At 61.3% G+C, this 24034-nt stretch carries 20 protein-coding genes and 3 pseudogenes; 7 read left to right on the plus strand and 16 right to left on the minus strand.

Annotated elements, in window-relative coordinates:
* Positions 1-12 precede the first annotated feature (12 nt).
* From LCY71_RS20475 to LCY71_RS20500, 6 genes are all read right to left on the minus strand, one after another.
* Positions 13-843 (minus strand): type IV toxin-antitoxin system AbiEi family antitoxin domain-containing protein, encoded by an 831-nt coding sequence (locus LCY71_RS20475; RefSeq protein ID WP_225336635.1) that lies wholly within the window; start codon positions 841-843, stop codon positions 13-15.
* A 124-nt stretch (positions 844-967) separates the two neighbouring features.
* Positions 968-1894, minus strand: a complete 927-nt coding sequence (locus tag LCY71_RS20480) for an ArdC-like ssDNA-binding domain-containing protein (RefSeq protein ID WP_225336412.1) — start codon at positions 1892-1894, stop codon at positions 968-970.
* Positions 1895-1981: 87 nt separating this feature from the next.
* Entirely contained in the window at positions 1982-2329 is a 348-nt protein-coding gene (locus LCY71_RS20485) for a DUF8013 domain-containing protein (protein ID WP_225336413.1), read from the minus strand.
* Between the two features lie 70 nt (positions 2330-2399).
* Positions 2400-3401 carry a DUF6610 family protein gene (locus LCY71_RS20490; RefSeq protein ID WP_225336636.1) on the minus strand — a complete coding sequence of 334 codons (1002 nt, stop codon included), beginning with the start codon at positions 3399-3401 and terminating at the stop codon, positions 2400-2402.
* A gap of 124 nt (positions 3402-3525) precedes the next feature.
* Entirely contained in the window at positions 3526-3747 is a 222-nt protein-coding gene (locus tag LCY71_RS20495) for a DUF8129 domain-containing protein (RefSeq protein WP_004595552.1), read from the minus strand.
* 66 nt (positions 3748-3813) lie between these two features.
* Positions 3814-4974 (minus strand): hypothetical protein, encoded by a 1161-nt coding sequence (locus tag LCY71_RS20500; RefSeq protein ID WP_225336414.1) that lies wholly within the window; start codon positions 4972-4974, stop codon positions 3814-3816.
* Positions 4975-5113: 139 nt separating this feature from the next.
* Here LCY71_RS20500 and LCY71_RS20505 point away from each other — a divergent pair, with 139 nt between their 5' ends.
* Complete coding sequence (locus tag LCY71_RS20505; protein ID WP_225336415.1) at positions 5114-7201, plus strand: PDDEXK family nuclease; 2088 nt, start codon at positions 5114-5116, stop codon at positions 7199-7201.
* A 145-nt stretch (positions 7202-7346) separates the two neighbouring features.
* Here the strand turns inward: LCY71_RS20505 and LCY71_RS20510 are convergent, their stop codons facing one another.
* The 5 genes and pseudogenes from LCY71_RS20510 to LCY71_RS21860 form a co-directional block, all read right to left on the minus strand.
* Positions 7347-7964, minus strand: a complete 618-nt coding sequence (locus tag LCY71_RS20510; protein WP_225336416.1) for a DUF6166 domain-containing protein — start codon at positions 7962-7964, stop codon at positions 7347-7349.
* On the minus strand, positions 7961-8446 hold the full coding sequence (locus tag LCY71_RS20515) for an HNH endonuclease signature motif containing protein (protein WP_225336417.1): 486 nt from the start codon (positions 8444-8446) through the stop codon (positions 7961-7963). The genes LCY71_RS20510 and LCY71_RS20515 overlap by 4 nt, the downstream gene beginning before the upstream one ends.
* A gap of 125 nt (positions 8447-8571) precedes the next feature.
* Positions 8572-8835, minus strand: a complete 264-nt coding sequence (locus LCY71_RS20520; protein ID WP_225336418.1) for a type II toxin-antitoxin system RelE family toxin — start codon at positions 8833-8835, stop codon at positions 8572-8574.
* Positions 8828-9106 (minus strand): ribbon-helix-helix domain-containing protein, encoded by a 279-nt coding sequence (locus LCY71_RS20525; RefSeq protein ID WP_225336419.1) that lies wholly within the window; start codon positions 9104-9106, stop codon positions 8828-8830. The genes LCY71_RS20520 and LCY71_RS20525 overlap by 8 nt, the downstream gene beginning before the upstream one ends.
* A 46-nt stretch (positions 9107-9152) precedes the next feature.
* A pseudogene (locus LCY71_RS21860) lies at positions 9153-9266 on the minus strand (DUF6166 domain-containing protein); the annotation flags it as partial.
* Between the two features lie 106 nt (positions 9267-9372).
* On the opposite strand from LCY71_RS21860, the gene LCY71_RS20535 reads away from it, so the two are divergent.
* Positions 9373-10206: an IS5 family transposase gene (locus tag LCY71_RS20535; RefSeq protein ID WP_225336421.1), complete on the plus strand. Its 834-nt coding sequence runs from the start codon at positions 9373-9375 to the stop codon at positions 10204-10206.
* A 426-nt stretch (positions 10207-10632) separates the two neighbouring features.
* Here LCY71_RS20535 and LCY71_RS20545 read toward each other — a convergent pair whose 3' ends face one another.
* Positions 10633-14211: a PAS domain S-box protein gene (locus LCY71_RS20545; RefSeq protein ID WP_225336422.1), complete on the minus strand. Its 3579-nt coding sequence runs from the start codon at positions 14209-14211 to the stop codon at positions 10633-10635.
* Positions 14212-14380: 169 nt separating this feature from the next.
* On the opposite strand from LCY71_RS20545, the pseudogene LCY71_RS20550 reads away from it, so the two are divergent.
* The 4 genes and pseudogenes from LCY71_RS20550 to LCY71_RS20565 form a co-directional block, all read left to right on the plus strand.
* Positions 14381-14536: pseudogene (locus LCY71_RS20550) on the plus strand (Fic family protein); the annotation flags it as partial.
* Between the two features lie 176 nt (positions 14537-14712).
* Positions 14713-15051, plus strand: a complete 339-nt coding sequence (locus LCY71_RS20555) for a Fic family protein (protein WP_225336638.1) — start codon at positions 14713-14715, stop codon at positions 15049-15051.
* A 357-nt stretch (positions 15052-15408) separates the two neighbouring features.
* A pseudogene (locus tag LCY71_RS20560) lies at positions 15409-16253 on the plus strand (MBL fold metallo-hydrolase).
* 671 nt (positions 16254-16924) lie between these two features.
* The gene (locus LCY71_RS20565; RefSeq protein WP_225336424.1) at positions 16925-17581 is read left to right on the plus strand and encodes a trimeric intracellular cation channel family protein; all 657 of its coding nucleotides are present in this window, start codon (positions 16925-16927) and stop codon (positions 17579-17581) included.
* 167 nt (positions 17582-17748) lie between these two features.
* Here LCY71_RS20565 and LCY71_RS20570 read toward each other — a convergent pair whose 3' ends face one another.
* The 3 genes from LCY71_RS20570 to LCY71_RS20580 form a co-directional block, all read right to left on the minus strand.
* Entirely contained in the window at positions 17749-18264 is a 516-nt protein-coding gene (locus LCY71_RS20570) for a universal stress protein (RefSeq protein WP_444542730.1), read from the minus strand.
* Positions 18265-18414: 150 nt separating this feature from the next.
* Positions 18415-19659 (minus strand): MFS transporter, encoded by a 1245-nt coding sequence (locus tag LCY71_RS20575; RefSeq protein ID WP_225336426.1) that lies wholly within the window; start codon positions 19657-19659, stop codon positions 18415-18417.
* 167 nt (positions 19660-19826) lie between these two features.
* Complete coding sequence (locus LCY71_RS20580; protein ID WP_225336427.1) at positions 19827-20687, minus strand: bile acid:sodium symporter family protein; 861 nt, start codon at positions 20685-20687, stop codon at positions 19827-19829.
* Positions 20688-20861: 174 nt separating this feature from the next.
* Here LCY71_RS20580 and LCY71_RS20585 point away from each other — a divergent pair, with 174 nt between their 5' ends.
* Positions 20862-21821, plus strand: a complete 960-nt coding sequence (locus tag LCY71_RS20585) for a mannonate dehydratase (RefSeq protein ID WP_225336428.1) — start codon at positions 20862-20864, stop codon at positions 21819-21821.
* Positions 21822-22046: 225 nt separating this feature from the next.
* On the opposite strand, the gene LCY71_RS20590 is transcribed toward LCY71_RS20585, so the two are convergent.
* A complete protein-coding gene (locus tag LCY71_RS20590; RefSeq protein ID WP_225336429.1) occupies positions 22047-23834 on the minus strand; it encodes a glycoside hydrolase family 2 protein in 1788 nt (595 codons plus the stop codon).
* Positions 23835-24034: the final 200 nt, after the last annotated feature.

The raw sequence follows: 24034 nt of genomic DNA on the forward strand, positions 1-24034 counted from the left end.
CGAGTGATCCGGTTAGGACTCCGTCGCCTCCAGTTGGGCTGGCGTGATGTTGATCCGGAGGCGATACGTACTGTCGGTCGAGCCCGTTTCTGGCTGCGTCGGGTCCAGCAGCGAGTATCCACTCGTGAACGACGTGACGAGCTCCTCGCGAGCGGGGATGTCGATGTCGAGCTGGTCGGCGAGGTAGACGATTCGCTTGGTTGCGGCGCCGTTATCGAGGCGTTCGAGATACTCGCCGACGATGTCCCAGGTACAGCCCTGCTCGTCGGCGGTGCGCATCGCGGTCGCAAGTTCCCGAAGGCCTCCACAGAACTCGGGGTGGTCCGCACAGTCGACCAGCGTCTTTTCTAGGTCGCTGACCTGAACGGTCGTGCCCTCGACCGATGTCGGCTCACAGCCGAAGAATTTCCGCTCGGTGACTGTCGTGACGCGGTACGGGACACCGTGGATCTCTCGGCTTTGCGCTCGGGTCGGCGTGACGACGTACACCGTCCGGGGAACCTGTTCGGTCAGCCTGTGGTGGCTGAGGGCGCTGTAGTAGCCGATGTACATCGGCTCGGAGACGTGGGCGGCGATGAGGTACTCGTGGGTGGTGTACACGGCCTCCTCGCCGGCTGTGAGTGGAATGATGAGATACGTGCCCGGGAAGAGCCGGTCGAGCCAGCCCTTCTCGGTGAGCCGGGAGGCGATCTCGCGGGCGGTGTTTGGGGGGACCTCCAGCGTCGTCTCGATGTCGTCGACGGAGATGATCTGGTGACCCGCGCCAGCGAGTCGTGCAAGGAGTCGACTTTCTCGAGTCGAGAGACCCTGGCGTATATTTTGCGTTTGTTCTATTGTACCCATACCTGCGTTTCTTACATAGAGTATAAACACGGGCCTGCTTTAGCCTTGCGACTGCCGCGGACGGCGGAGATGAGCAGACTTAACCAACAGGATCGGGGTGTGGAACCGTGCGTTGGTTAAGGATTCAAGCGCCGTCTTCGAGCACGTCGATGAGCTCTTCTACTGTGGAACTGATCCGGTCGAGACGGTCGCGAACGATCTCGGGATCGTCCGACTCCCACGCAGCGAGGTAGAACGCCGATCCGCTAGTATCGAGCCCGCAGTAGCGCCCGACGACGTACGCGACGGCTTCGGCCTCGACTTCGCGTTTCGCCCGCTCGGTGTCGACGTCGAAGTGGAGCAGGGCGTGTGCGTACTCGTGAATTAGTGTCCGCGCAAGGTCGGCCTCATTCTCCCGATCACGCGCCTCAACCCGCGGTTGCATATCGACGAGACTCAGCTGCTCGCAGATGCCCTTCGCCTCGCCGTGGGTCCACTCCTCGGCTGGAATGATTCGCACCGTCACACCGAGTTCATCAGCGGCGGCAGTCAACTGTTCGACGAGGTCGTCGGGGTCCCCGGTCGCTTCCGTGTCCAGGTCGGGAAGCGGCTCACCTTCGGTCTGGGAGACGTCGAACACCGGCGCAGGCTTGAACCCGACGAGGCCCTCCGACCACTTCTCGGGCGGCGTCTCGTCGTACTCACAGTCACTGTCCTCGTGGTAGCTCGGCGAGTTCTCGCACTCCGGGCACTGCGTGGTGATGATCGGCGCCCAGATCCAGATGGCCGACTCCCCCTCCGTGACGTGGCGGTCGAACTCTTCCTGCCACGTCCGGTAGCCCGCCACCCGAGTCGCCTCGGGACACTGCCGCTTGATCAGGAGCGTGTTCCGGTAGGAGTAGTCGTGGAAACGACTCTGGACATCGAGCCACTCTTGGAACTCTTCGCTGGCCTGCGCGTCGTCGACGCCGGCGACGAGGTCGTCGATCCACTGTTCGATAGTGCTGTTCATCTCGTCTGATCGCGTGTCGGTCTGGTCGAAGGAGACCGACGAGTCACTAGTCGTAGCCATTGTGTTCACCGAATCGAATTCACGGCGACTGCGTCTGTTCAGACCGCGCCGCACCCCTCAGGGGCGTTCAAAAAACCGCTCTGTCGGTCAGCGGAGCTCGTGGCGTTCGTCCGCAAAGCCGACCGTGACGAGGTACTCGAGGAACTCGTCGAACCGGTCGACGTCGCTAGGCGTGTCGGTCGCAAGGTGACGTGCCCACTCGATGGCCCACTGGAAGGCGGGATCCGTGCCGCCCTTGCCGTGAATGTACCACCATCGGGCCGCTTTCAGCACGACCAGCGGATTCGTCGGCGGCTGCTCACCGGTGAGCCCACGGGTGATGGACTCGATTTCGTCGGGGACGTCGGCGGTATCGACCTCCGCTGATTGCGTGTTGTCGATATCGACCGGGATATCGTCGATCGAGACGTTGTCGGGACTCTGTTGTTGACTCACTGGAAATCACCTCTGAGAGCTTTCGAAGGAGCCCTCGCCCTCTCTGGGGCACGAAAAACAGGTCGCGAAATCACGCCGACGGGAGGTAGACGCTCTGCTCGCCGGCGATCTCCTCCAGGTTGTTCCGATGACGGTGGCTGAAGTAGCACTCGTAACTGCAGTATCCACAGATTGCGCCGGTATCGTATTCGGCGACGTACGGGCCGCGGCGAGTTTGCCAGACATTCGTCCCGCACTCGGTACAGGCGGCGTCCTCGAGATCGGCAGGACTCGGACCCTCGTACTCGACGGTCAGCCCCTCGTCTTCCGGTGTCGATTCAGGCCAGACTCCGTGTTGCTGCCAGAACTCGCGGACGCGGACGAGGCTGTGACGCACCGTCTTTCGGACGGTGACATGGTCGGCGTCGCGACCGCTGTCGTCCCAGCCGTCGGCCGTCCAGAACTCGCCGAACTGTGCGCCACGATGTAGCCCGTTCCAGTCGACGCCGACGATGTCCGCTGGTGGCTCGTCCGTGAGTGTTGGTCTAGTCAGCTGTCGAATGGCGTCGAGCTGCTTGGGCGGACTCCCACCGAGGATATGGACGCGCCACCCTCTCCAATCAGCTGGATCGGAAAACTCGTGGGCCAGCCGGTCGGCGTATCCCCGTGAATACCCGAGGACGAGGGTCTCGGGGATCGCGTCGATCACCGCCCGCGACTTCGGAACGACGATGAGCTCGGCCTCGGGGTAGCTCGCTTGGATCTCGCGAGCGGCAGCGACGTGGGCGTCGACGGCATCTGGTTCGTAGATGTCGCCGATGACACCGACCTGTGGCTCGTGCTCGAAGAAGCGATCGACGAATCGTTCCAGGTCGGGATTGCGGAAGTCGTTATCGAGCATCCCCACAGGAATCTCGAGGTTCAGGTACTGGTCTGCTTGATACCCACAGTCTTCTCGAAACCCAGGGAGAAATCCGAGGGCCAACGCATCAGCGACGAATGGGGCTCGATGCAGGAACGCTATCCGGTCTGCTTGTCTGGCGGCAGCGATGTCGCTAGCCGTGCTGGAGTCTGGACTCAAATCGAGGGACATGACTGAACTCGCGAGGCGGCTGCTGGTCGCCCCGCACCCATTCAGGGGCCCGAAAAACGGGATACTCTCACCGTTAACCAACACGAGGTGTTGGCTGACTCCGATTGTTGGTTAAGACTGATCGCTACTCCTCATCCTCACGCAACTCTTCAGCCTTCCACTGGAGCCGACGCAGAATCTGCGTCCGATTCTGGTGGGCGTTCTCGTAGGCAACACACTCACGGAGTGTCTCCATATCGGGGATCGTCGCGATCCCAGCCTTGATCAGTCGGTAGTTCGGTGCTTCGAGGCGCTTCTCGGGTGGGAATTCATCGTTATTGCCGCTGCTGTCCGCGGAATTCTTCATCTCTATCGCCCTCCACCCCTGAAGGGCGAGAAAGACAGAACAGACGACTACGTCACCGTCGCGGCGTCAGGCCATCACGTCCTGGAACCGCTCACGAAGCGCGTCCTCACGCTCCTCAAACTGGTCGACCTTCTCCTGTAGATCGTCGTTGACGCGCTCGATGCTCGCGAGTGCCCGCTCACCGGCGAGCGACGCCTGTGACCCATCATCGCCGTCCGCCTCCAGCTCCTCCTCGTAGGCTCGTTCGACACGCTCGATGGTACCCTCCGGGTTGAACAGGATGTCGTTGGCCGTGCGGACGTAGCCATCCAGCGACGCACCCTCCTTGCCCTGGAAGAAGTGAGTGAGCGCGTACGTCGCCCCGGAATGCAGCGTCCACATATCGATCTCGACGGGAGAGGTCGCGTTGGCCTCCGCATCACTCGCGGCACGCTCGGCTAGGTAGTCCGGGAAGCCGAGCAGGCTGTAGAACTCCGTGACGGTGAACGGGAGCTCCGAGAAGTCGAGGTCGATGTCCTGGGCGTCACGGATGAACTCGAAGAGGTCGTCGGCGACGAGTTCGACTTGTGCGAGGATCTCCTCCCACCAGGTTCGGAAGTTCCGCACGTCGCCGACGTGCTTGATGACCTCCTTGTCGGTGAGCGACCGCATCGTATTCGAACAGTACCCATCCTGGGCGAATCCCTCCACGTAGACGGCGTGCTCGCCGAAGAAGTCGTAGCCCGACGTAACACCCATCGTGATCGGGTCCGATCGGCCGGGGAGGCGCACCTCGAGGCCGTCGAACATTATGTCCATATGGACCTCGCCGCCGCCCCGGTAGCGCCGGATCTCGCCGAACATTACGTCACCCAGCGGCGTCCCGTCGATGGTCTCCTCCCGGAGGACCTCCTCTAGCGGCCCGTAGACGTCGACCGGGTTGATGATCGCGTACGAGTCGGTGGGCACATGGAACAACGGGTCCGCCTCTACGTCCCCATCTCGGGCCTGCTTCCGAGCGCGACTCGGCTCGACGAGCGCGTTGAACCGGTCCGTCTCGACCCACTCGTCGGTGAAGGGATTCTGGTACGCCACGGTCGTTTCGACGGCCTGCGGGAGGTCACGGATCGCCTCGGCGAAACTCACGGAGTCGTCGCTCCCGTGACGCTGTCGGTACCACTCGGGCAGTTCGGTGTCGGTACGTCCATCGACGCCAGCGAAGATGGTTCTCGACTCTGGGTCTTTCATCGTAGTCACCTCGACGCAGGAACGCTCATCGACGGCCGCCTGCATCGTCTCGCGCCCTGCGCCCCTCTGCCGGGCGCAACAACAACACAAACGAGAATCGGTGGTTGTCTCGTTATCTATTGCACTGTCCCCTGCCGAGGTGGATACAGCAACTGGGTTCAATAGAACCGGAACGCTTACTCACTATGACAAACTCCAGTCAACTATTGTGGCGTCATTCCTTGAGGCATTGGCCAAGCAGCGAGTTTGGCACTGGCTGGAGGAGTCAAATGAATTCACAGTCGATGGTGAGGTCAATATCGGGACCGGTCGCATCGACCTGCTCGCGGAATCACCTTCGGGAGAGGTTTTAGGGGTCGAGCTGAAGCGAACGTCTGAATTCGGGCTCGATAGAGACGTTTATGCCCAAACCCACCGGTATCTCGACAGCGGAGTTCTCGACCAGCTGTACTTTGCTTCTCCCGACGCCGACAAACTTGGGAGCAATCCGGAATCGGATCCCGTCGACCAGATGAGTATCCGCGCGATAAGCTATCGGTTAGCTGCTGGCGTGGATGAGGGCTGGTACACACCGTCGGAGGTCATCACTCACATTCGGGACGCGATCTCTGTAGACTTTCTTGCCTACTCGCTGGAGCATCGTACCGTCGAGGACCTAATTCGGCAGCTGTTAGATCGTTCTCCGGATGATAACGAGCCGATTTCTCTTGCCGAGGCCGCTCAAGAGCTACGACGGACACGACTACCGGAGGAGTTGGGTGTGATTCACGTCCCGATCGAAAAGGACGGATCTAAGTCCGACTTTTCGAGCCTGCTTACTCCCGGTGACGGTCCGACGCCCTCGATCGTCCGGGATGCCGAGCCAGTCTGTGCTGGCGATGATACCACTGGTCAGATTTTGCCGAGAGAGGAACCGTGGGTGCGACATCATACCTGGACTCATTTTGGCGGCATCCCGGAAGCCCATATCCCGAACGACTTGGATTCGGACACCCCCTCCCGCCCAATCGACATTCTGGCCTTCGAAGGGGATATTGATCCGACTGCAGCAGTCGAAACCCCCGAATCGAATACGGTCATCGGTATCGAGGCAAAGGGTGAGAGCTCTTTCCCGGGTTCACGAAAAACCGACCAATTAGAACAGTTCTTAGCAACTGAAACTCTTTCAAAACTCTATCTTGCTGTTCCAACAACGCTTAGCGAGCGCGCAGCCACATTCCTTGAACAGCACGAGCTTGACACAGTTGGCGTAATCACTGTAGACGACACCGGCGACGTCAACATCGTTCGCGAAGCAACGCATCTGACGCCGAAGTACGATGGCTATCTAGAGAATCATCATGAACGGAAGGTCGGGTATGGCGATCTTGAGCTCCCGTGGCTTGAACCAGTATCAAACCTATACCTCACCGAGGAAGAAGCCGAACGAGTCAAGCATCCCGATCCAGTCGCCTACGCGAAACCCATTATTGAGGCAGCCGACTTGGACGCGCCCGCAGGGAGCTGGATTGACGTCGACGACTGGACGGGCGCCGAACGAACAGAAGATGAGTTCACAAAGGAGCGAGTGCGGTACTACCTCCTCCGTGGAGTGAAAGCTGGCCCGTACCTCCTCGACTCTGATGTCGACCAAGATGAGATGATGGGCGGCTACACTCGCTTGGCATTGGAGTGGTTCGAGGACACTGACGAACCAGGGCTGAAGTTGAACTTTGGCGGTGGCTCGTGGGTGGGGGGCTATCTCTGGTTCACTGGTAAGTCCATCCAGCAGCTGCTCTCGGTTCTGCTGAACATTTCGGACCTCAATGGGGCGACGATACGTGGACAGGGCAAAGTAATCGATTTGGAAACATTCCCGATTCGGGGTGACAGTGAACATCTTCGGCTACAGGGCCGTTTCGGAGAGGAGGATCTCTTAGAATTAGAGATCCGGAGTCTTGTCGACGAGGGCGAAGGCGACGAAATCTTCGAGGTGGACTTAGGTACGGGTGAGAAAGCCGGCGTGACGGCGCAGTTTACCGAACCACAGTGGTACGATTTGGTGGCTACGCTGGATCACCTGCTGGCTGGTGGTACGTATCGAGGGCTGCCTGGGGAGTTTGACTCGACTCCACGTATTGGCCCGTTAGGTGAGGACACTTGGGACATCGGGACAGATATTGAGGAAACGTCGAATCCAGTCTCGATTGAGATGCGCAACTCGGATCCCGACTTCCTCACGGAATAGCCGCCGTTAGCTTACTCGTCGGTCGCTTGGTGCTTGGGCTCCTGCCGGTCGTTGTACCGCTCCAGTTCGCGACCGATTTTCTCGAGTGCCTCGACACCGCGCTCGAGGAGCTGGTGGGTGGCTCGCGACAGCCGAAGTGTCTCCCTCAGCACTCCCCCTCCGATGGCTCGATTAGGTCGTTGCTCTCGTCGACGAGGGCACGGATGGCCTGCTCGACATCGGCATCATCCGATACCGTCCGGCTCGCCAGGGGTGCTGGGTAGGCGCGATCTCCCTGACTGCAGAGGACGGCCAGCCAGCCATCGGTTCCTTCCCCGAGCACGATGTAGTGGTCACGATCAGCCCGCTGGAAGACTCGCCGGTCCGGGCGGGTGACCGTTCGCCAGTTCTCGGGGAGCGTCGGTGACGGCCCGCCGCCGTCGGGAAGGGCGACGACGTCTTCGGTGATCGTCGCCATCGCGGCGTCGATCTCTTCGCCGGTGAGGTGCCAGCTTGCTGCAGGACCGTCGCACCTGAGCTGGCTGATCACGCGATTCCGGAATGCGATGTAGTGTTCTCGGGCGACCTGGGCGTCGTCGTAGTAATCGAGGAGGAGCCCGCAGGCGAGCTGTGCGGGCCCGCTGCCTCGGTACCCGACTTCGAACCCCCTCGGACTGTGGGTGACGAGACCGAGACTCCGCTCGGGTGTGAGTTCTGTGCCCTCGGGGAGCCGAATGACGACTAACTCTCCCTGTCGCCGTCGGCCGATATACGTAGTCGTCATTTGAATCGTCCCCGCTCGTCACGCTCCCGCCCCGATCTGTCCCATTCGTCGTCCGATGGCCGAATTTCGGTACCGAAGTCGTGCCGGTCAGCGTGTTCGGCGCGACTGAGGAGTTCGAGGTTTTCCGGCCTGTTGTCCCACCCGACGCCGTTTTTATGATGAACTTGTTTGCCTGCGACCGCGTCGAACCCGTGTTCTGCGATCATCACAAGCCGGTGAATCCCGACGGAATCTGTCGTTCCGCGGTAGTTCGAGGCACAAATGACGTAACCACGGTCGGTGAACACGGCGGGGTGACGCCGGCGATTGGGTGCCGCCTCGTGTTTATCTCGACGGGGGATGTCGAATTTCTCCATCCACCTCCAGATCGTCTTTTGTGTACATCCCAGCCTGTCTGCGATCTCGACTGTACTCAGCTCCTGTTCCCAGTAGAGGTCGTAGAGTAGCGATTCATCTCGCCACGGATATTCTGAATCGGTCATGGCTCGGTAGCGGGGTGAGGTCCCCCCGCACCCCTCTCGGGGGCAATAAACACTACCGACTCAGCATCGTATTTGAATTTTAGACCGGCAGCCCACCCATCCGGTCGGGTTAGAAGATAGCGGGATTAAGGAGGGAGGTGCCTGTCGTAGATATTCCGCCGATGGCCGACTGCTTCGACTATGAGGACATCCTCGTCTCGATCCCACGTGATGATCGCACGGTAGTCGCCAGCGCGGAGCTTGTAGTATGGATAACCGCTGAGTTTTTCGAGGCGATGGGATGTCCAGTCTTTCGCCTCGTCGAGTTTCTTGACCAGTCGCTCTTGGGCTTCGGTGTCGAGTCCCTCCAGTAAGTCGAGTGCTTTCGGTGTCCACTCGACCTCAGTCATCGATTCCCAGGCGGTCCTTCACGTCGTCCTGTGATACCGTCTCGCTCTGCTCTCGCTGCTTGCGGCTCTCAGCCAGATGCTCGAGCGCTTCCTCAGACAGCTGCGTCGGGGGGTTAACGGCATCCCGGAGTGCGTCGCGAATAAATTCGGACTTGTTCGCGTATCCCCGTTCCTCCCAGACCTCGTCGATCTGTGTCAGAAGCGACTGCGGCACTCTGACATTGATTTTCTCCATTTCGCCTTCACCGCCGGCGTCACTGTCGGTGCTCATATGCTGTGATACGAGTGTATCACGTAAGTAGCTTCGGTTGACTCACTGGGCTGTAGTTGACCAGATCGAGACTCCGATCAGGAGTGAGACGCTGGTGTTCGGAGAGATTCAGAACGACGGCTTGGCCGTCGACGCGAAAGCCGACGTATTCGACGGGGTCGTCGCGACGGTTAGCGAGCGCTTCTGTCTGGACTGCTCTATTGAATCCGGAGACGGCGAGTGGATAGCGTCGCTGTGAAGGTCGAAGCGAAGCGGAGAGAGGAAATGTGCCTAAACTCCTCTTCCGCTTCGTTAAGCAAGCGGCGTCGCTAGCTCAAAAGCGCTGTGCTGCCAGCCCCACGGCGGTGGTGAGCGACCCGGCTGGCAACGGATTTGCTGGCTGGAAGCATCTCACGCTGCATTTTCTGCGGGTTCATATGAGCGCGAGCTACGCGGAAATCGTCGATTGGGCCAGTGAGATGGATCGGGTGCGCGCAGTCTTGCAGTTGGCCCGCTTCGAGTTCCCGGCACCCTCGACGCTGTGGCGGTCATTCGAGCGGGTGCCGACACGCATTTGGCGCCAACTGCTCGACCGGTCGGCAACCCGCTGCGATCCAGGCGATCACGGCGCGCTGGATGCCACGTTTATCGACCGCCAGGCGGCATCCAGCCACTACGTTGCACGGTCGGATCGCGACATACAGACGCTGAAAACGACGGCGCTGGTCGATACAGAATCGTGTGCCGTCCTCGACGTCCACTGCTCGGCACACTGGCCCCACGATACCCAGGTGGGCCGTCAGGTAGCGCTACGCAACACTGAGAAAATCGAGAGTCTCGCCGGTGACAAAGGCTACGACGATCAGTCGCTGCGGGACGCACTCCGTTCAGATGGCGTCCGGCCAGTGATCAAACACCGGTTGTTCGCCCACTACGACCACGCACACAACGCACGGTTGGACAGCGACCTCTACGGGCAGCGTTGGATGGCCGAGAGTGCATTCTCGGCCATCAAGCGTCGATACGGCTCCGCTGTCAGGCCGGGCGTCTGGTACAGAGAGTTTCGTGAACTCGTGCTCACCGCCGCAGTCTATAATCTCGAACAAGCAATCAAGGAGTGATCCCTACGCCGTCTGTGGATTCAATAGAGCAGACGAAAGAGGATGTCCATCCTGTAGTGTGTCGAACTGCCGTAGCAGTCGTGGGCCTCGAATCTGAAGTAGGCCATTGGGAGTGCACAGACGAACTGCGTGAGTGAATCGTGTTCTTGATGACTAAACCAGGTCTCCTAGACAACTCGAATGGCTGATTCTAACCCGGCGAGTGAGGTTCGATCGTATCACGGCGTTGAGGCATAGGCTGGCCACTCAATGTACGGCCGTTGGGCGATTCGTCGAAAGACAGTGCGTTGTGACTCACAGGTTGCAGCCATTACCAAGTGCTGGCCACGACACGGTCAAGAATCCGTCTAACTGATCAGTTTAGCGCGCGAGTGTAGCACTCTCTGACCACAAATTAGCGCGGATGACGACGTCAGCACAGGCCGTTCAGGTATCGACAGCCGGAAGGGTAAACGAGAAGGTCGATCCCTCGTCGGGTTCGGAGTCGACCCAGATCTCGCCACCGTGACGCTCGACGACCCGCCGGGACAGCGCGAGGCCGATGCCCGTCCCCGAGTGTTCCTCGTTGGTATGCAGTCGTTGGAACACCTCGAAGATACGGTCCTGTTCACCAGGATCGATCCCAATACCGTTATCCTGCACCGAAATGATCCATCGTTGGTCATCACGTGTGGCAGAAACGTCGATCTGGGGCGGCTCGTCCTCGTTGTACTCGATCGCATTGCTCAGCAGGTTCTGGAAGACTTGCCGTAACTGGCTCTCGTCGCCATCTACCCGCGGGAGATCGTCGGTCGTGATTTCGGCGTTACTCTCGTCGATCCGCATCTGGAGATCTTCGCGAACGTTGTCAAGGATGTCGTCGAGGTCGACCGGTTCGAACGGATCGCCACGCGTTTCGATACGCGAGTACTCGAGGAGCCCCTCGATCATCTCCCGCATCCGCTCGGCGCCGTCGACGGCGAATTCGAGGAACTCTTCACCGTCCTCGTCGAGCTTATCACCGTACCGGCTCTCGATCAGCTTGATGTAGCTCGTGACCATTCGCAGTGGCTCCTGGAGGTCGTGGGAGACGGCGTAAGCGAACTGCTCTAACCGCTCGTTCGACTCCTCGAGTTTGCGCTGGTACTCCCGTCGTTCGGTAACGTCCTGAATGACGAGCATCCCCGCAAACACTCCTCCATCGTCGTTTCTGATGGGCAAGGTGTAAGCGAACAAGTCTCGATCGCGAAACTCGACCTCAAACGAGTTCGCCTCGCCTTCCAGCGCGGCCTCGAAGTACGGCTCGATCTCCTCAACGATATCGTCTGGATAGATGTCGTAGACGCTGTTTCCGATCCGATCCTCCGGAGAGACACCGGTCGCGTCCAACAGCTCCCCACCGATGACCGTATACCGCAGGTCATCGTCGAAGAGACCAACTGCACCGTTTGGGAAGTTCTCGACGAGCGTTCGGTAGCGCCGCTCGGACTCCTCGAGCGCCCGTTCGCGTTCCTTGCGCTCGGTGATGTCGGTGTAATGCTCGATGCGGCCGCCAGCGTAGAGTCCAGACTCGATGGGCTGACTCCAGTGGTTTACCCAGCGTTCCTCGAGGCTTCCCTCCCCGAGGACGTGGCTCTCGAACTCCTCGGTGTAGGTGTTGTCCTCGTAGGTGGCGGTCACGCGGTTTGCGAACCGTTCGGGCTCCTCGAAGATATCCGCGATCTCCGCCTCGATGAGCGCTCGTTTGTTCTGACCGACGGTCGCCTCGCGATCGAGCCCGAAGAACTCCTCGATCGCCTCGTTGATCCAGACGACCTCGAAGTCGGAATTCAGGATGAACGTTCCCACGTCTGACGTGTCGAGGACGTCATTCGTCAGCGACCGATACCGTGCCTCGCTCTCCCTGAGTGCCTGATCGCGCTCCTTCTGCTCGGTGATGTCTTCGATGGCGAATACGACACTGGTGATCTCCCCGCGGTCGTCGTAGACCGGCGCCCCGTTAACAGAGATCCAGACGCGCTCCCCGTCTGGACGTAACACGCCGCTAATCTGATCGAACAGCGGTTCTTCGGATTCCATGATGCGTGGGAAGGGCAACTCGTCACGCGAGATCGGTTCGCCATTTTCGGCGACCTCGTCCCATGCGGGATCCTCGAAGCTGAGGTTGTTGATCTGAGTTATGCTTCGCCCGAATATCTCCTCAGCGCGACCGTTGGCGAACTGCATCTCACCGTCGCTGTCGACAATCGTGATGCCGACCGGGCTCGTTTCGACGATCGTCTCGTAATTCGCTAGTTCCCGCTCGCGTTCCTTGCGCTCGGAGATGTCACGGACGACGCCCGTTCGACCGATCGATCCGTCTTCAAGCTCGTACGGGCCGAACCGCCCCTCGACGGGAATTATCTCACCGTCCGCAGTCTCGAGGTCGAATTCGATCGTTGCGTATTCCTGTTCGCCTGCTAGGATGTCTTCGTTCAACTCTTCGGCTCGTTCACTAATCGCCACGTCGTGAACGAGCGTGACGGGGTCCCCCAGCAACTCCTCTCGATCGTAGCCGGCCATCTCACAGAACGCGTCGTTGACCATCACGAACCGATCATCGGCGTCGAGCGTCACCACGCCGTCCCAGACCGTTTCGATAGTCTGTTCGTACCGCTCTAACTCCCGCTCACGCTCTTTCCGTTCGGTGACGTCTTGGAAGTATACCGAGAGCCCGCTGGCGGACGGGTAAACGGTCACCTCGAACCACGTCCCAGAAAAGTTCTCTTCGTACGTTCTCGACACGCCGGTTGCGAGCGCTCGAGAAAACTCGTCGAATCCTTGAGAATCACGCGCATCGGGAAACACATCCCAGACGGTCTCTCCGAGCAGGTCCGCTTCCGAGCGCTGGAGGAGTTCTTCCGCCCGTTCGTTGACGATCGTAAACCGGAACTCCTCGTCGACCGCGTAGAAGCCGTCGGAGATCCGATCAAATACTCGCTGAAGTTCGTTCTCGAGTTCCTGTTCGCGCTCGTGCCGATCGGTCATATCGCGGGTGATTTTCAGGTACCCTCGAGGAGTTCCGTCTTCGTCCTGAACCGCAGTAATCGTCACAGCCGCCCAGAATCGTGTTCCGTCCTTTCGAACACGCCAGCCTTCGTCTTTAATGGATCCCACTTCGGTAGCCCGTTCGAGATTACGTTCGGGGACGCCTGCTGCTCGGTCCTCCTCAGTGTAGAACATCGAGACGTGTTCACCGAGGATTTCCTCGGCGTCGTATCCCTTGATCTCCTTTGCACCCTCGTTCCAGCTAACGACGTGACCCTCTGCATCGAGTCGGAAGATCGCGTCCTCCTCGACAGCGTCGACCAGCGACTGAAACTGCTCTTCGGTTTCATGGCGGGCGTCCTCCGATCGCTTTCGTTCCGTGATATCGTAGTAGAGTTCGATGCGACCGCCGGCGTACTGCCCCGATTCGATCGGTTTGCTCCGGTGCTCGAGCCAGCGCGCGTCGCGACCCTCGCCCGCAGTTACGCGACACTCAAATCGTTCAGCGTACGTGTTATTGTCGTAGGTGGCCAGCACGGTCTCGACGAACGACTCTCGGTCGTCGACGAGCGGAGCGATCTGATCCCGGACGAGTTTTCGCTTGTCTTGCCCAAGGACCTGTTCGCGATCGAACCCGAAGTACCGTTCAAGCGTGTCGTTGATCCACGCCACCTCGGAATCCTCGTTGAGCACAAACACCCCGACAGCGGCATCATTGAGGACGTCATTGACCAGGGGCTCGGCGAGGCCTGGCCAGTCGTGAGCGGTGGCCGTCTGCTCTGTTGGCGACGGCCGGGGCCGCCACCAGACGCGACCGTTCGTACCTGCTTTCTTGGTCTCGAGTTCGCCATGGTCGACGAGTCTCTCGAGGCGCTCGTACGTACTTCGGCGACCAATGTCGAGCTTCTCTGCTACCTCGAGCGTCGTTTGTGGAGCGCCGAGCGGATCGAAGAGTGCAAGTGTTTCTTGGAGACTGTCGCTCAGCGAGCTGCTGGTCACAATGCTGTACTTGTGTCGATCACGGGCCATAAACCCTCCGTCCGCGGAGGCAATCTTAGTGTAAATTTCACCTCATTGACTTCTCACGGACACCTGATCGATCGCGCTCCGATCCTCAGCTTAGTTCGCACATCTCTGCGGAACTCGACAAAATCTGACAGTATCTCCAGTGGTCAGCTCGCCATACATTCAGGACGACAGTCACGTTTCGCCCCAGCCAAACGAGATCCCCGACCTTCTCGAAGACTTGCTTGAATACGCGAATCAAGAGACGGATCTTCATCCACTCCTCCGTATTGGGCTGATTCACTACCAATTCGAGACGATTCACCCGTTTCTCGATGGAAACGGACGGCTCGGGCGACTGTTGATTAGTCTCCTCCTGCAACGTGACGGTCTCTTGCCGGAGCCGTATCTTTACCTGAATTCGTATTTCAATGCGCGACGCTCGGAGTACGTCGATTATCTCCTGGCAGTCAGTCAGCGCGGCGACTGGGAAGAGTGGCTCCGGTCTTCTTACGTGGTGTGCAGTCGCAGGCAGACGACGCCCATCAGCGGGCAAACCTTCTTGTCGACCTCCGTGAGAGCTATCAACAGCGCTACCAGAGCGAGCAGTCCGAAAACATCCTGGAACTGGTCATGCGCCTCTTCGAGGATCCGTACCTCAACGTGAATACAGCGGCCGAGTGGCTGGATGTCGAATACAGTACGGCCAACCGACTGATCGGGCAACTCGAAGATGACGGGATAGTCGAAGAACTCACCGGGAAAGAGCGGAATTGGTTCTACCGGGCGAGCAGTGTCTTCGAGATAGACAACAAGCCGATCGACCAACTCTGAAGCACTGAGCAGAGGGAGCCTGCGTCGTATGCATTGGGAGCGCCGGTCTCAACTTCTGGGACAGCAGGTGCAGTAGCGCGGAGAAGTGCGACGTCGAGCGAACGAGCGTCCAGAAACTGCTGCGAATCGACGATCGAGTATCTACCTCCCATTCTACCGACTGGTTTGGCAATGATCTGATGTCGCATTGGACGATCCCACTTACGGACTGCTTGATGGCACTGTGATCACAGATTGCTCAATCGATGCTGGCCGCGAACGAACGCACGGCTGGACCGGACGATGGTTCACTGAGTGATTCCGCAGCGGCGGGAGATCGAGCGAACGTACTAACGCTTTTGCCCCGTAGAGCGACACATGGAGATCACTCTCGTCGGCACTGGAAGCCCCGTGCGATCTGGCACGAGCATCGCCCTCGAGGTCGCTGACGAACGCGTGCTGGTTGACTGCGGGCCCGGGACCGCTACGGTCTCATGGACGCGAGGGTTCCCTTCGGTGAGATCGAGACGATGTTCTTCACGCACCACCACGTGGACCACAACGCCTCGTTCTTCCACTTCGCGTTCACGAGCTGGACCGAGGGCGGACGGGCATCGCTCACCGTCTACGGGCCCGACGGCACCGATCGACTCGTCGACGCGCTGTACGACGTCTACGCGGAAGACATCGAGTACCGCCAGGACATCTACCCGACAGACGGCATCTCGAACATCGAGACCGAGCTCGTGACGGAGGGCTTCAGTCGCGGGATGGACGGCTGGGACGTCGCCGCGCTGCCGGTCGAGCACTCGATCGAGACGTACGCCTACCGCTTCGACGAACGCGAAACGGGCTCGTCGTTCGTCTTCTCCGGCGATACGCGGAAGATCACGTCGCTCGCCGAGTTCGCCGAGGGAGCGGACGTCCTCGTTCAGGACTGCAACACGGCTCCGGTCGACGAGGACCGCGTGCCGGACGGAGACGATCAGTTCGTCTGGCAACAGCACGCAGCGGGATCACGGGACCTGAACGAGTCCACGCTGACTGCCAATCACTGTGACGCCACAGACGCGGGTGAGATCGCCCGGGACGCCGGCGTCCAGACGCTCGTTCTCACGCACATCATGCCCTACCGCGACCTCGAATCGATGCGACGGGACGCCGAGTCGGTCTTCGGCGGCGACGTCATCGTCGCCGAAGACGGACTGACCGTCTCTCCATAGAGATTTCCCGTTCGGTCGGGGATCGCGCTGGCTAAAACGGTTCGAGAACTGGTTGGTTCCCTTTATTACTGTATAGGATATACGTTCGGTGACCTCGAGTTTCAGGCGTCTCGTACTGGAATCGTGGCCGTATCTGTGGAGTGCTTTCCGAAGCCACGGCTGAATCGACGGGGAACGCAGCATCGTCGATGGGGTGTTTTTCTGGCGGAAGTCCGGCGAGAGCCACCGCTGTCGCCCCGTTGGTTCACGCCGGAGAGAGCCTAACCCGGCGGAAGTGGTTCGTCTCGGATCGGCTGCGTTCGATAGAGCAGAGACCTCGAACAGGCCATCAGAACGTCGGAGATTCTCCGAAGGCGGCGTACAGCCAGTAGCGCCGGTCGCCGCGTTGAGTCATCTCTTCGGCGGCGGCGACGTGTTTCGAGATCGGTCCGTCAGTGGGCTGTCTGTCGGCTCTCTGCGTCCACGTGCGGACGGTCGTCGGATGGTAATAGATGCCGAAGTGTCGAGGTCCAAAACAGTATTCGAATTCGATCGTTATCCCGGACGTGGACGAGCCTTTACCGAGCGACCGCCTGGTTTCCCGTAGAGTCCACGGCGGAGCTGAACGCCGCTCGAACAGGTGAGTACGTGATACGCAGCACTCAAGAGACATACCTGCGTAGGCGCGGGCAATGAGCCAGGACGTCGTCGCCACGCTATTCGGCGACCCGTTCGCCGTGATGAACACGATCGGCCTGATCGCGTTCGCACTCGTCGGGTCGTCCAAGGCGATCCGTGAGGAGTTCGATCTGTTCGGAATCGCCGTCGTCGGTCTGGCCATGGCGTTTGCCGGTGGGATGACGCGGGATCTCCTCGTGAGCCGGGTACCACTGGCCCTTCAGTCGCTGATCGAAGTCAGTCTGGGTCTGCTCGGAGTCGGTCTGGCGGTCGCGTTGAGCGCCGTACTGCCGGCGCCGGACACTCATCCGATCACGCTCGTTTCGGACGCCATCGGACTCGCCGCCTTCGCGACGACCGGTGCCATCGTCGCAGCCGAGGCGAACGTTCCAGCGGTCGGTATCGTCGCCATTGCGACGATCAACGCGGTGGGGGGCGGTGCAGTCGCAGACGTCCTCCTCGATCGCTCCCCGTACATCCTCTTCGACGATTTCTACGCGAGCTGTGCAGTGCTGGGTGGGAGTGCGTACTGGGCGGTGGCGAGCATGGGAGTTGCTGCGAGCACTGCTGCGGTGGTGTGTGCAGTAGTGACCGTCGGGACGCGGTTAGCGGCGGTCACGTACGGCTGGGACCTCCCCACGTTGCAGAAACTGGGGGTAGTACGTAGCTGAACAACTGACGGAGAGTGGAGCGATTGCTCCGTGCCCCTGTGACGCGAACGTCGTTCGGTGTACGGATCAGACGGCCGGAGAGTTCACCAGATCGCTTCTGATACGTGATCTATTCGCCATCACCACTCCCTATCGTCGTTAAGCAGTCGCTGGTGTCGTCGGCGTCGTCAATCACCGTGGACGAAGGTCACGGGACAGGACGCATCGAGGAGCAGCGTCTGCGACAGGCTCCCGAAAACGGCCTTGTCGGTCGGGCTCCGGCGGCTGCCGCCGACGACAAGTCGGTCGGCGTCGACGTCATCGGCGAGTTCGAGGATCGCCTCGCTGGGGTCGCCGACCGCGCCGCAGACTGCGTACTCGACGCTGGCGTCGTCGAGGCGGTCCGTCACCGACTGCACCGTCTCGTGCTCGGCGACGACGTCGTCGACGGACTGGTCGTCGTCGGGGTACTGGTCGAGCAGGTCGTCGTACTCGGGACGGGAGAGGACCTGCGGGTAGTTACCACCGCTGATCGCTGGGATGGTGGTCACGATGCTGTCGTCCTCGTCCGGAATGGCATGAGCCACCACGACGGTGGCATCAGTCGGAGCGGCGATCTCCAGGACGGCGTCGACGAGCCGATTGAGGCGGTCCTCGTCCGAGTCGCTGACTGGCAGCAGGACTGTCTCGATGGTCACGGGCATTGCTTCGTACACAAGCCATAAGAAAATTTATATTTTCTCCTACCGTAATATGTAATAAATGGGCGCCTGCGCCGATGACTGCCGATCGAGAGGTACACGACGGAGTGTGCGACCGGTGAATACCGGTCACGTCGACGGTCGTATCCGCGATCAGTCGTCAGAGAGCGTCCCGTCCGGCGTCAAAGGCGCACTGGATCGACTGACGAACCAGGCCGTCACGAGGACGCCAGCGACGATGAGCAGCAGGAAGCCGGCAGTTCGGAGCATCCCCACGCGCCCGAACGCGTCGACCAGCGGCATCGGAGCGAACGGCGAGAGGGCGAACCCGCCGTACATCATCATCGTCACGCCGCTGAGTGCCCGTCCACGAACCTCCTCCTGAACGATCGACGCGATCCAGTCGTTCACCGTGGGAAGGAGGAGACCCATTCCCATCCCGCCGGCGACGATGATGCCGACGAGCACGACCGGGAGGAGTTCCACGGAAGTGAACAGCAGGAAGCCCAGGGACGCGAAGGTAAACGCGGCCGTCAAGAGGGTGATGTGACGGAAGTGCTGTTTGATGCGGCCGTACATCGAGGCCATGACCACGCTGGCGATCATGACGCCCGAGATTATCAGACCGGTCTGGGAATCGCTGACGCCGAGCGACCCCTGAAGGTAGTACGGGACCTCGATCATGATGAGGTTGTTCGTCAGCATGCCGAACAGCACGAGGAAGTAGATGCCTGCGATCAATTTCGCGGGCGACTCCCGCACGAGCTTCGCCACGGCCTCGAGCCGGCTGATCTCGTCGTCCTGCTGGGATTCCTGGATGTCGGGCTCGGGCAGGAGCCGGATGATCGGCGGGACGAACAGCAGCGCCCCTGCGAAGACGAGGAAGATGTATCGCCAGCCGAGCGCCCCTGCGATGTACCCACCGAGGACGGCCGCGACGGCGCCACCCCCGGCCTGCACGGCGCCGTAGTACCCCATGACCGACTCGCGGCGACCGCCGGAGTAGTAGTCGGCGATGAGCGTCGGGACGGTCACCATGAGCGCGCCGACGGCGATGCCGTCGAGGATGCGCGTCGCGAGGATCAGGTAGATCGAATCGAGGAAGAACGCAATGCTCGTCCCGGCCCCGTAGATGATGACTGCGGCAATAAGGATCGGCTTGCGGGCGTACTTGTCGAGCAGGTACCCCGTGAGGGGCGCGACGACGATTACGATCCACGCGGACGTCGTGCTGACCAGCTGTGCCAGCGTCTCCGAGTTCGGCACGTGCGAGAACGTCTGCTGGATCGCGGGGATAGTCGGGTTGATTAGCGCCCCGGAGAACGAGGGGATGATCCCGATCAACACCAGTGTCAGGAGTTTCGACCAGGTGAAGGACTCCGAGTAGCTCTCCGACATGCTCACTCACCAGGGTTCGTCCCGTTCTCTGGATTGTGCGCAGTCAACAGCCTAGCCTCTAAGGGATACCGTTACATACACAAATACAGTTACATACAACCATTATAAATATCTTTCCAAAGTGCGAGGCGTAGACACGCCCGCCGGACGTCGATTCTGCCGCGCGATCAGACGGCGTCGAACGACGCTGACCGAACTCGCCACGCTCCAGCGGCGATTCCCGGAACGGCGACGCTCACGAGACTGAACGCGACGATCGTCACGAAGACCGCCGGCGAGGGGAAGCTCGTGGTCGCGACGAGCAACGCGACGGCCGCGTTTCGAGCGGTCGTCGACGTCGCGAGGGCCTCTCGCATGGAACGATCAGGGCCGCCGGAGGCGTACCCTGCGACCATCGACCCGACCACGACGACGGACGAGACGGCTAACACGCCGGTCCCGACGAGCCGGCTGATCGCGTCGGCGTTGATCACCACCAGGAGCGCGATCAGGACGAGCAGTAACCCGGTCGAGAGTCGGCGCGTCGGAGCGTATAGCCTCGAGGCGAACGCTCGATCGCGGACTCGCAGGGCAAAGCCGGCGAGCAGCGGTACGAGCTGAACGACAACGACTATCCGTGCGATGGCGACCAGATCGACGTCCACGCTCCCCGGCACGAGCAGCGCAAGCGACGCCGGGACGGTGAGAACGGAGGCCGTCGCCAGAACGACCATGAGCCCGCTCGCGAAGGCGACGTCGCTGTCCGATATCTCGGCGAGTTTCGGTCCGAAGGGCGCGCCCGGGGAGACGGCGATCACGAGCAACCCGACCGCGTACTCCGTCTCGACCGGCGCTACGAGGAGCGCGATCAGCGTCAGCGCGGGAACGCCGACGAGGTTCACGAGGGCGGACCGCGCGAGCAAGCGCCACTGACCGACGGATTGCACCACGTCGTCCGGTCGCAAGTCGAGCCCGACCGAGAGCATAGTCGCGAGGACGAACGCCGTGACCAGCGGATCCACGAGCGTAGCAGGACTGACGGCCTCCATTCGTACTGGAATGCGTCCGAGGGCGTGAAAAAGAACGCGAACCTGGCTACTGCGACCGGCCGCCGACGTCGCTGGACGGCCTCGATCCGTGACAGGCCCCCGACGAGTGCCGTGTCGGTTCCGCGGACGGCGGAGAGGATAATGTATATACGAGTTGGTGTTCTGGGTCTTCGTATGGTTCGACCTGCCCTCGTGCTCCCACCGGAGCCCGACGAGCGGTGGCAACTAGCCAAGCAAATGGGCGTGACGGACACCGTGATCCACCCGCTGGAGATCGGCGACGACAAGACGACGTGGACGTACGACGAGCTCCGCGGCCTCCGCAACTGGCTCGAGGACGCCGGCCTGAACTTCTCCGTCCTCGAGGGCAGCGTCCCGCTGACCGACCGCGTCCGCCTCGGCCTGGACGGACGCGACGAGGACATCGCCGAGTTCAAACAGTTCGTCCGGGACTGCGGCGACCTCGGCATCCCCGTTATCTGCTACGACTGGATGGCCGGGGTGCGGTGGGCGCGGACCGAAGCGCACGTCGAGTCCCGCGGCGGCTCGTACGTGACCGGCTACGACAACGCGAAGATGCAGGGCGGGCCGGAAGTACCCGCCGCCGAGCGCACTCACGAGGAGATCTTCGAGGCGCTGGCGTACTTCCTCGAGGAGGTCGTCCCCGTCGCCGAGGAGGCTGGCGTGAAGCTCGGCCTGCACCCCGACGACCCGCCGCGGGAGTCCGTCCGCGACGTCCCCCGGGTCGTCAACAGCGTCGAGAACTACGAGCGGATCCTGGACGTCGTCGACAGCGAGCACAACGGCGTCACGTTCTGCCAGGGCAACTTCGCGGCGATGGGCGCCGACGTCCCCGCAGCGATCCGGCAGTTCGGCGACCGGATCAACTTCGTCCACTTCCGCGACGTCGAGGGCGACGCCGACCAGTTCGTCGAGACCTGGCACGACGACGGTCCGACGGACATGCACGCGGCGATGGCCGCCTTCGAGGAGGCCGTCGACGACGACGTCCCCATGCGCCCCGACCACGTCCCCACGATGGCCGGCGAGGACAACTCCAACCCCGGCTACCACACGAAGGGCCGCCTGTTCGCCATCGGCTACATGCGCGGCCTGCGGGACTCGCTCGAGTAGGCGTTCTACCGACCGACGCGGCGCAGTCCGTTTCTTTCGACGCCGGTGTCACAGGGCGTAGCCGTGCGGCTATAGTAGCAATTGAAACTATGTACACATCGAGGGGCACCCCGAGTGCCCCTCGAGTGTGTCACTGCGGTCAATTGCTACTATAGTCGGGAATCGGAGAAAACCGGACGAGACAGGCCAGGAAGGGGTTCGTCCGGGAACGGAAGACGCCGGGCGCTACTCCAGCCGGCCCGACTCGTAGAACTCCCGGAGGACGTGGAACGCCTGCTTCTTGCGGCCGTGCTGGTCCACAACGCCCTTCCGGTTGTAGCCCCGCTGATACTCGTTCTGACGCATCGGCGCCCGAAAGTCGAAGAGGATCCACGGCGAGATGCCGGCGATCTGCTCGGTAGCGGCGGCGGCTTCGGTCTGATCGCGGTAGATCGCGGCCTGGAACTCCTCGGTCCAGCGGTCCTCCTCGGTCCCGTGGTTACCCCACTTGGCGCCGCCGCCGGTCTCGGAGATGACGATCGGCGTGCCCTCGGGATCGTCACGGAAGTGCTTCATGTCGTCGGCGTCCCCGTAGTACCAGCCGAAGTACTCGTTGACGCCGACGACGTCCAGGTGCTCCTCGAGCGGGTCGTTGAGGACGAGCCCGTCGTCGGTCTCGTCGACGAAGCACGCGGCGGTCACGAGCCGCGTGTCGTCGAGGTCGCGGACGTAGTCGGCCATCTGCGGGAGCACCTCGTTTCTGGTCTCGTCGTTGTGGTCGGTCTCGTTGGCGATCGACCACAGCGCCACCGACGCGCGGTTCCAGTCGCGCTGGATCAGCTCGCGGAGCTGCTGTCGGTACAGCTCCTGGATCTCCTCGTCGCCGAAGTTGATGTCCCAGTAGGCTGGCACCTCCTCCCAGAGGAGGATGCCCTCCTCGTCCGCCGTCCGGGCCATCTCCTCGGTGTGGGGATAGTGCGCCAGTCGGGCGAAGTTACAGCCGAGTTCGTTGATCCACTGGAAGCGGGTCCGCACGTCGTCGATGCCGAGCGCGCGTCCCTTGCCGGCGACTTCCTCGTGGAGCGCGATGCCGCGGAGCGCGATCGACTCGCCGTTGACGCGGACCTCGCCGCCGCCCGCGGACACCTCGCGGAAGCCGACGCGGTCCTCGACGGCGTCCCCGTCGTACTCGACGCGGACCGTGTACAACTTCGGGTTCGACGGGCTCCACAGGTCGACGTCGGACGCGGAGAGGGAGAACGTCGCAGTGAGCCGGTCGTCGCCGGCGGACGAGAGCTCCGATTCGACGCCCAGCTCCGGGATCTCGGCCGTGGCCGCGTCCGCCGTCGCGCCGCCGTCGATCCAGGCCGACACGTCCACGTCGACGGCGTCGTCGGAGAGGGTCGTCTCGACCTTGAAGTTCCTGACGTAGGACTCGGGGACGGAGACGAGCTCGACGGAGCGGTTGATGCCGCCGAAGTTGAACCAGTCCGTCGACTCGTTGGGGATGCCGTCCTCGTAGCGCTTGTTGTCCACCCGGACCACCAGCGCGTTCTCGCCGTCCTGAAGGTGGTCGGTGATCTCGAAGGTGAAGGGCGTGTAGCCGCCCTCGTGCTCGCCCAGTCGCTCGCCGTTCAGCCAGACCTCGGCCTTGTAGTTGACCGCGCCGAACCGCAGGAAGGTGCGGTCGTCCTCCTCGATCTCGTCGCGGTCGAACGTCCGCGCGAACCACATCCACCCCTCGAAGTGGCGGAACTCGGGCATCTCTTCGCCCCAGCTCGAGGGGACGCGCATCGAGTAGCCGTCGTAGATGTTGAAGTCGGTGATGTCGTCGTCGCCGGACGCGCTCGGCTCGTAGATGGACTCGAAGCTCAGGGCCGGCTGCCCGTCCTCGTCGGGGAGCGCCGCGCTGTCGCCGTCCTCGTCCTCGACGAAGTCGTCGAAGTAGTCCCGGAACATCTCGTACTGGTCGGGAATCGCCTGCCACTCGCCGTCGAGCGCAGTCGACTCTCTGGGGTAGGCTAGCAACTGCATCGATATAGACAGATGTGAACCTATCGTAAAAATATTGTGAATAGCTCGATCAAAGCGACGTCGGCGCACGTATCCGGAGACGTACGCCGGTCGCAGTTGGCCATCTCGTCGACTGTACTATCCATCGGTGTTTGGCGTTTGGCACCGTCAGTGTAACCCGCTGACCCTCTGATCTCGTCGGTGACGTCCGCGTAGACGAA

Source organism: Halomicrobium urmianum (genome assembly GCF_020217425.1).
Lineage (GTDB): Archaea > Halobacteriota > Halobacteria > Halobacteriales > Haloarculaceae > Halomicrobium > Halomicrobium urmianum.

Excerpts from the sequence above, each read along its gene's own strand:
- LCY71_RS20475 (WP_225336635.1), bottom strand. The coding sequence starts at position 843 with ATGGGTACAATAGAACAAACGCAAAATATACGCCAGGGTCTCTCGACT.
- LCY71_RS20480 (WP_225336412.1), bottom strand. The coding sequence starts at position 1,894 with ATGGCTACGACTAGTGACTCGTCGGTCTCCTTCGACCAGACCGACACG.
- LCY71_RS20490 (WP_225336636.1), bottom strand. The coding sequence starts at position 3,401 with ATGTCCCTCGATTTGAGTCCAGACTCCAGCACGGCTAGCGACATCGCT.
- LCY71_RS20495 (WP_004595552.1), bottom strand. The coding sequence starts at position 3,747 with ATGAAGAATTCCGCGGACAGCAGCGGCAATAACGATGAATTCCCACCC.
- LCY71_RS20500 (WP_225336414.1), bottom strand. The coding sequence starts at position 4,974 with ATGAAAGACCCAGAGTCGAGAACCATCTTCGCTGGCGTCGATGGACGT.
- LCY71_RS20510 (WP_225336416.1), bottom strand. The coding sequence starts at position 7,964 with ATGACGACTACGTATATCGGCCGACGGCGACAGGGAGAGTTAGTCGTC.
- LCY71_RS20515 (WP_225336417.1), bottom strand. The coding sequence starts at position 8,446 with ATGACCGATTCAGAATATCCGTGGCGAGATGAATCGCTACTCTACGAC.
- LCY71_RS20520 (WP_225336418.1), bottom strand. The coding sequence starts at position 8,835 with ATGACTGAGGTCGAGTGGACACCGAAAGCACTCGACTTACTGGAGGGA.
- LCY71_RS20525 (WP_225336419.1), bottom strand. The coding sequence starts at position 9,106 with ATGAGCACCGACAGTGACGCCGGCGGTGAAGGCGAAATGGAGAAAATC.
- LCY71_RS20565 (WP_225336424.1), top strand. The coding sequence starts at position 16,925 with ATGAGCCAGGACGTCGTCGCCACGCTATTCGGCGACCCGTTCGCCGTG.
- LCY71_RS20570 (WP_444542730.1), bottom strand. The coding sequence starts at position 18,264 with ATGCCCGTGACCATCGAGACAGTCCTGCTGCCAGTCAGCGACTCGGAC.
- LCY71_RS20575 (WP_225336426.1), bottom strand. The coding sequence starts at position 19,659 with ATGTCGGAGAGCTACTCGGAGTCCTTCACCTGGTCGAAACTCCTGACA.
- LCY71_RS20580 (WP_225336427.1), bottom strand. The coding sequence starts at position 20,687 with ATGGAGGCCGTCAGTCCTGCTACGCTCGTGGATCCGCTGGTCACGGCG.
- LCY71_RS20585 (WP_225336428.1), top strand. The coding sequence starts at position 20,862 with ATGGTTCGACCTGCCCTCGTGCTCCCACCGGAGCCCGACGAGCGGTGG.
- LCY71_RS20590 (WP_225336429.1), bottom strand. The coding sequence starts at position 23,834 with ATGCAGTTGCTAGCCTACCCCAGAGAGTCGACTGCGCTCGACGGCGAG.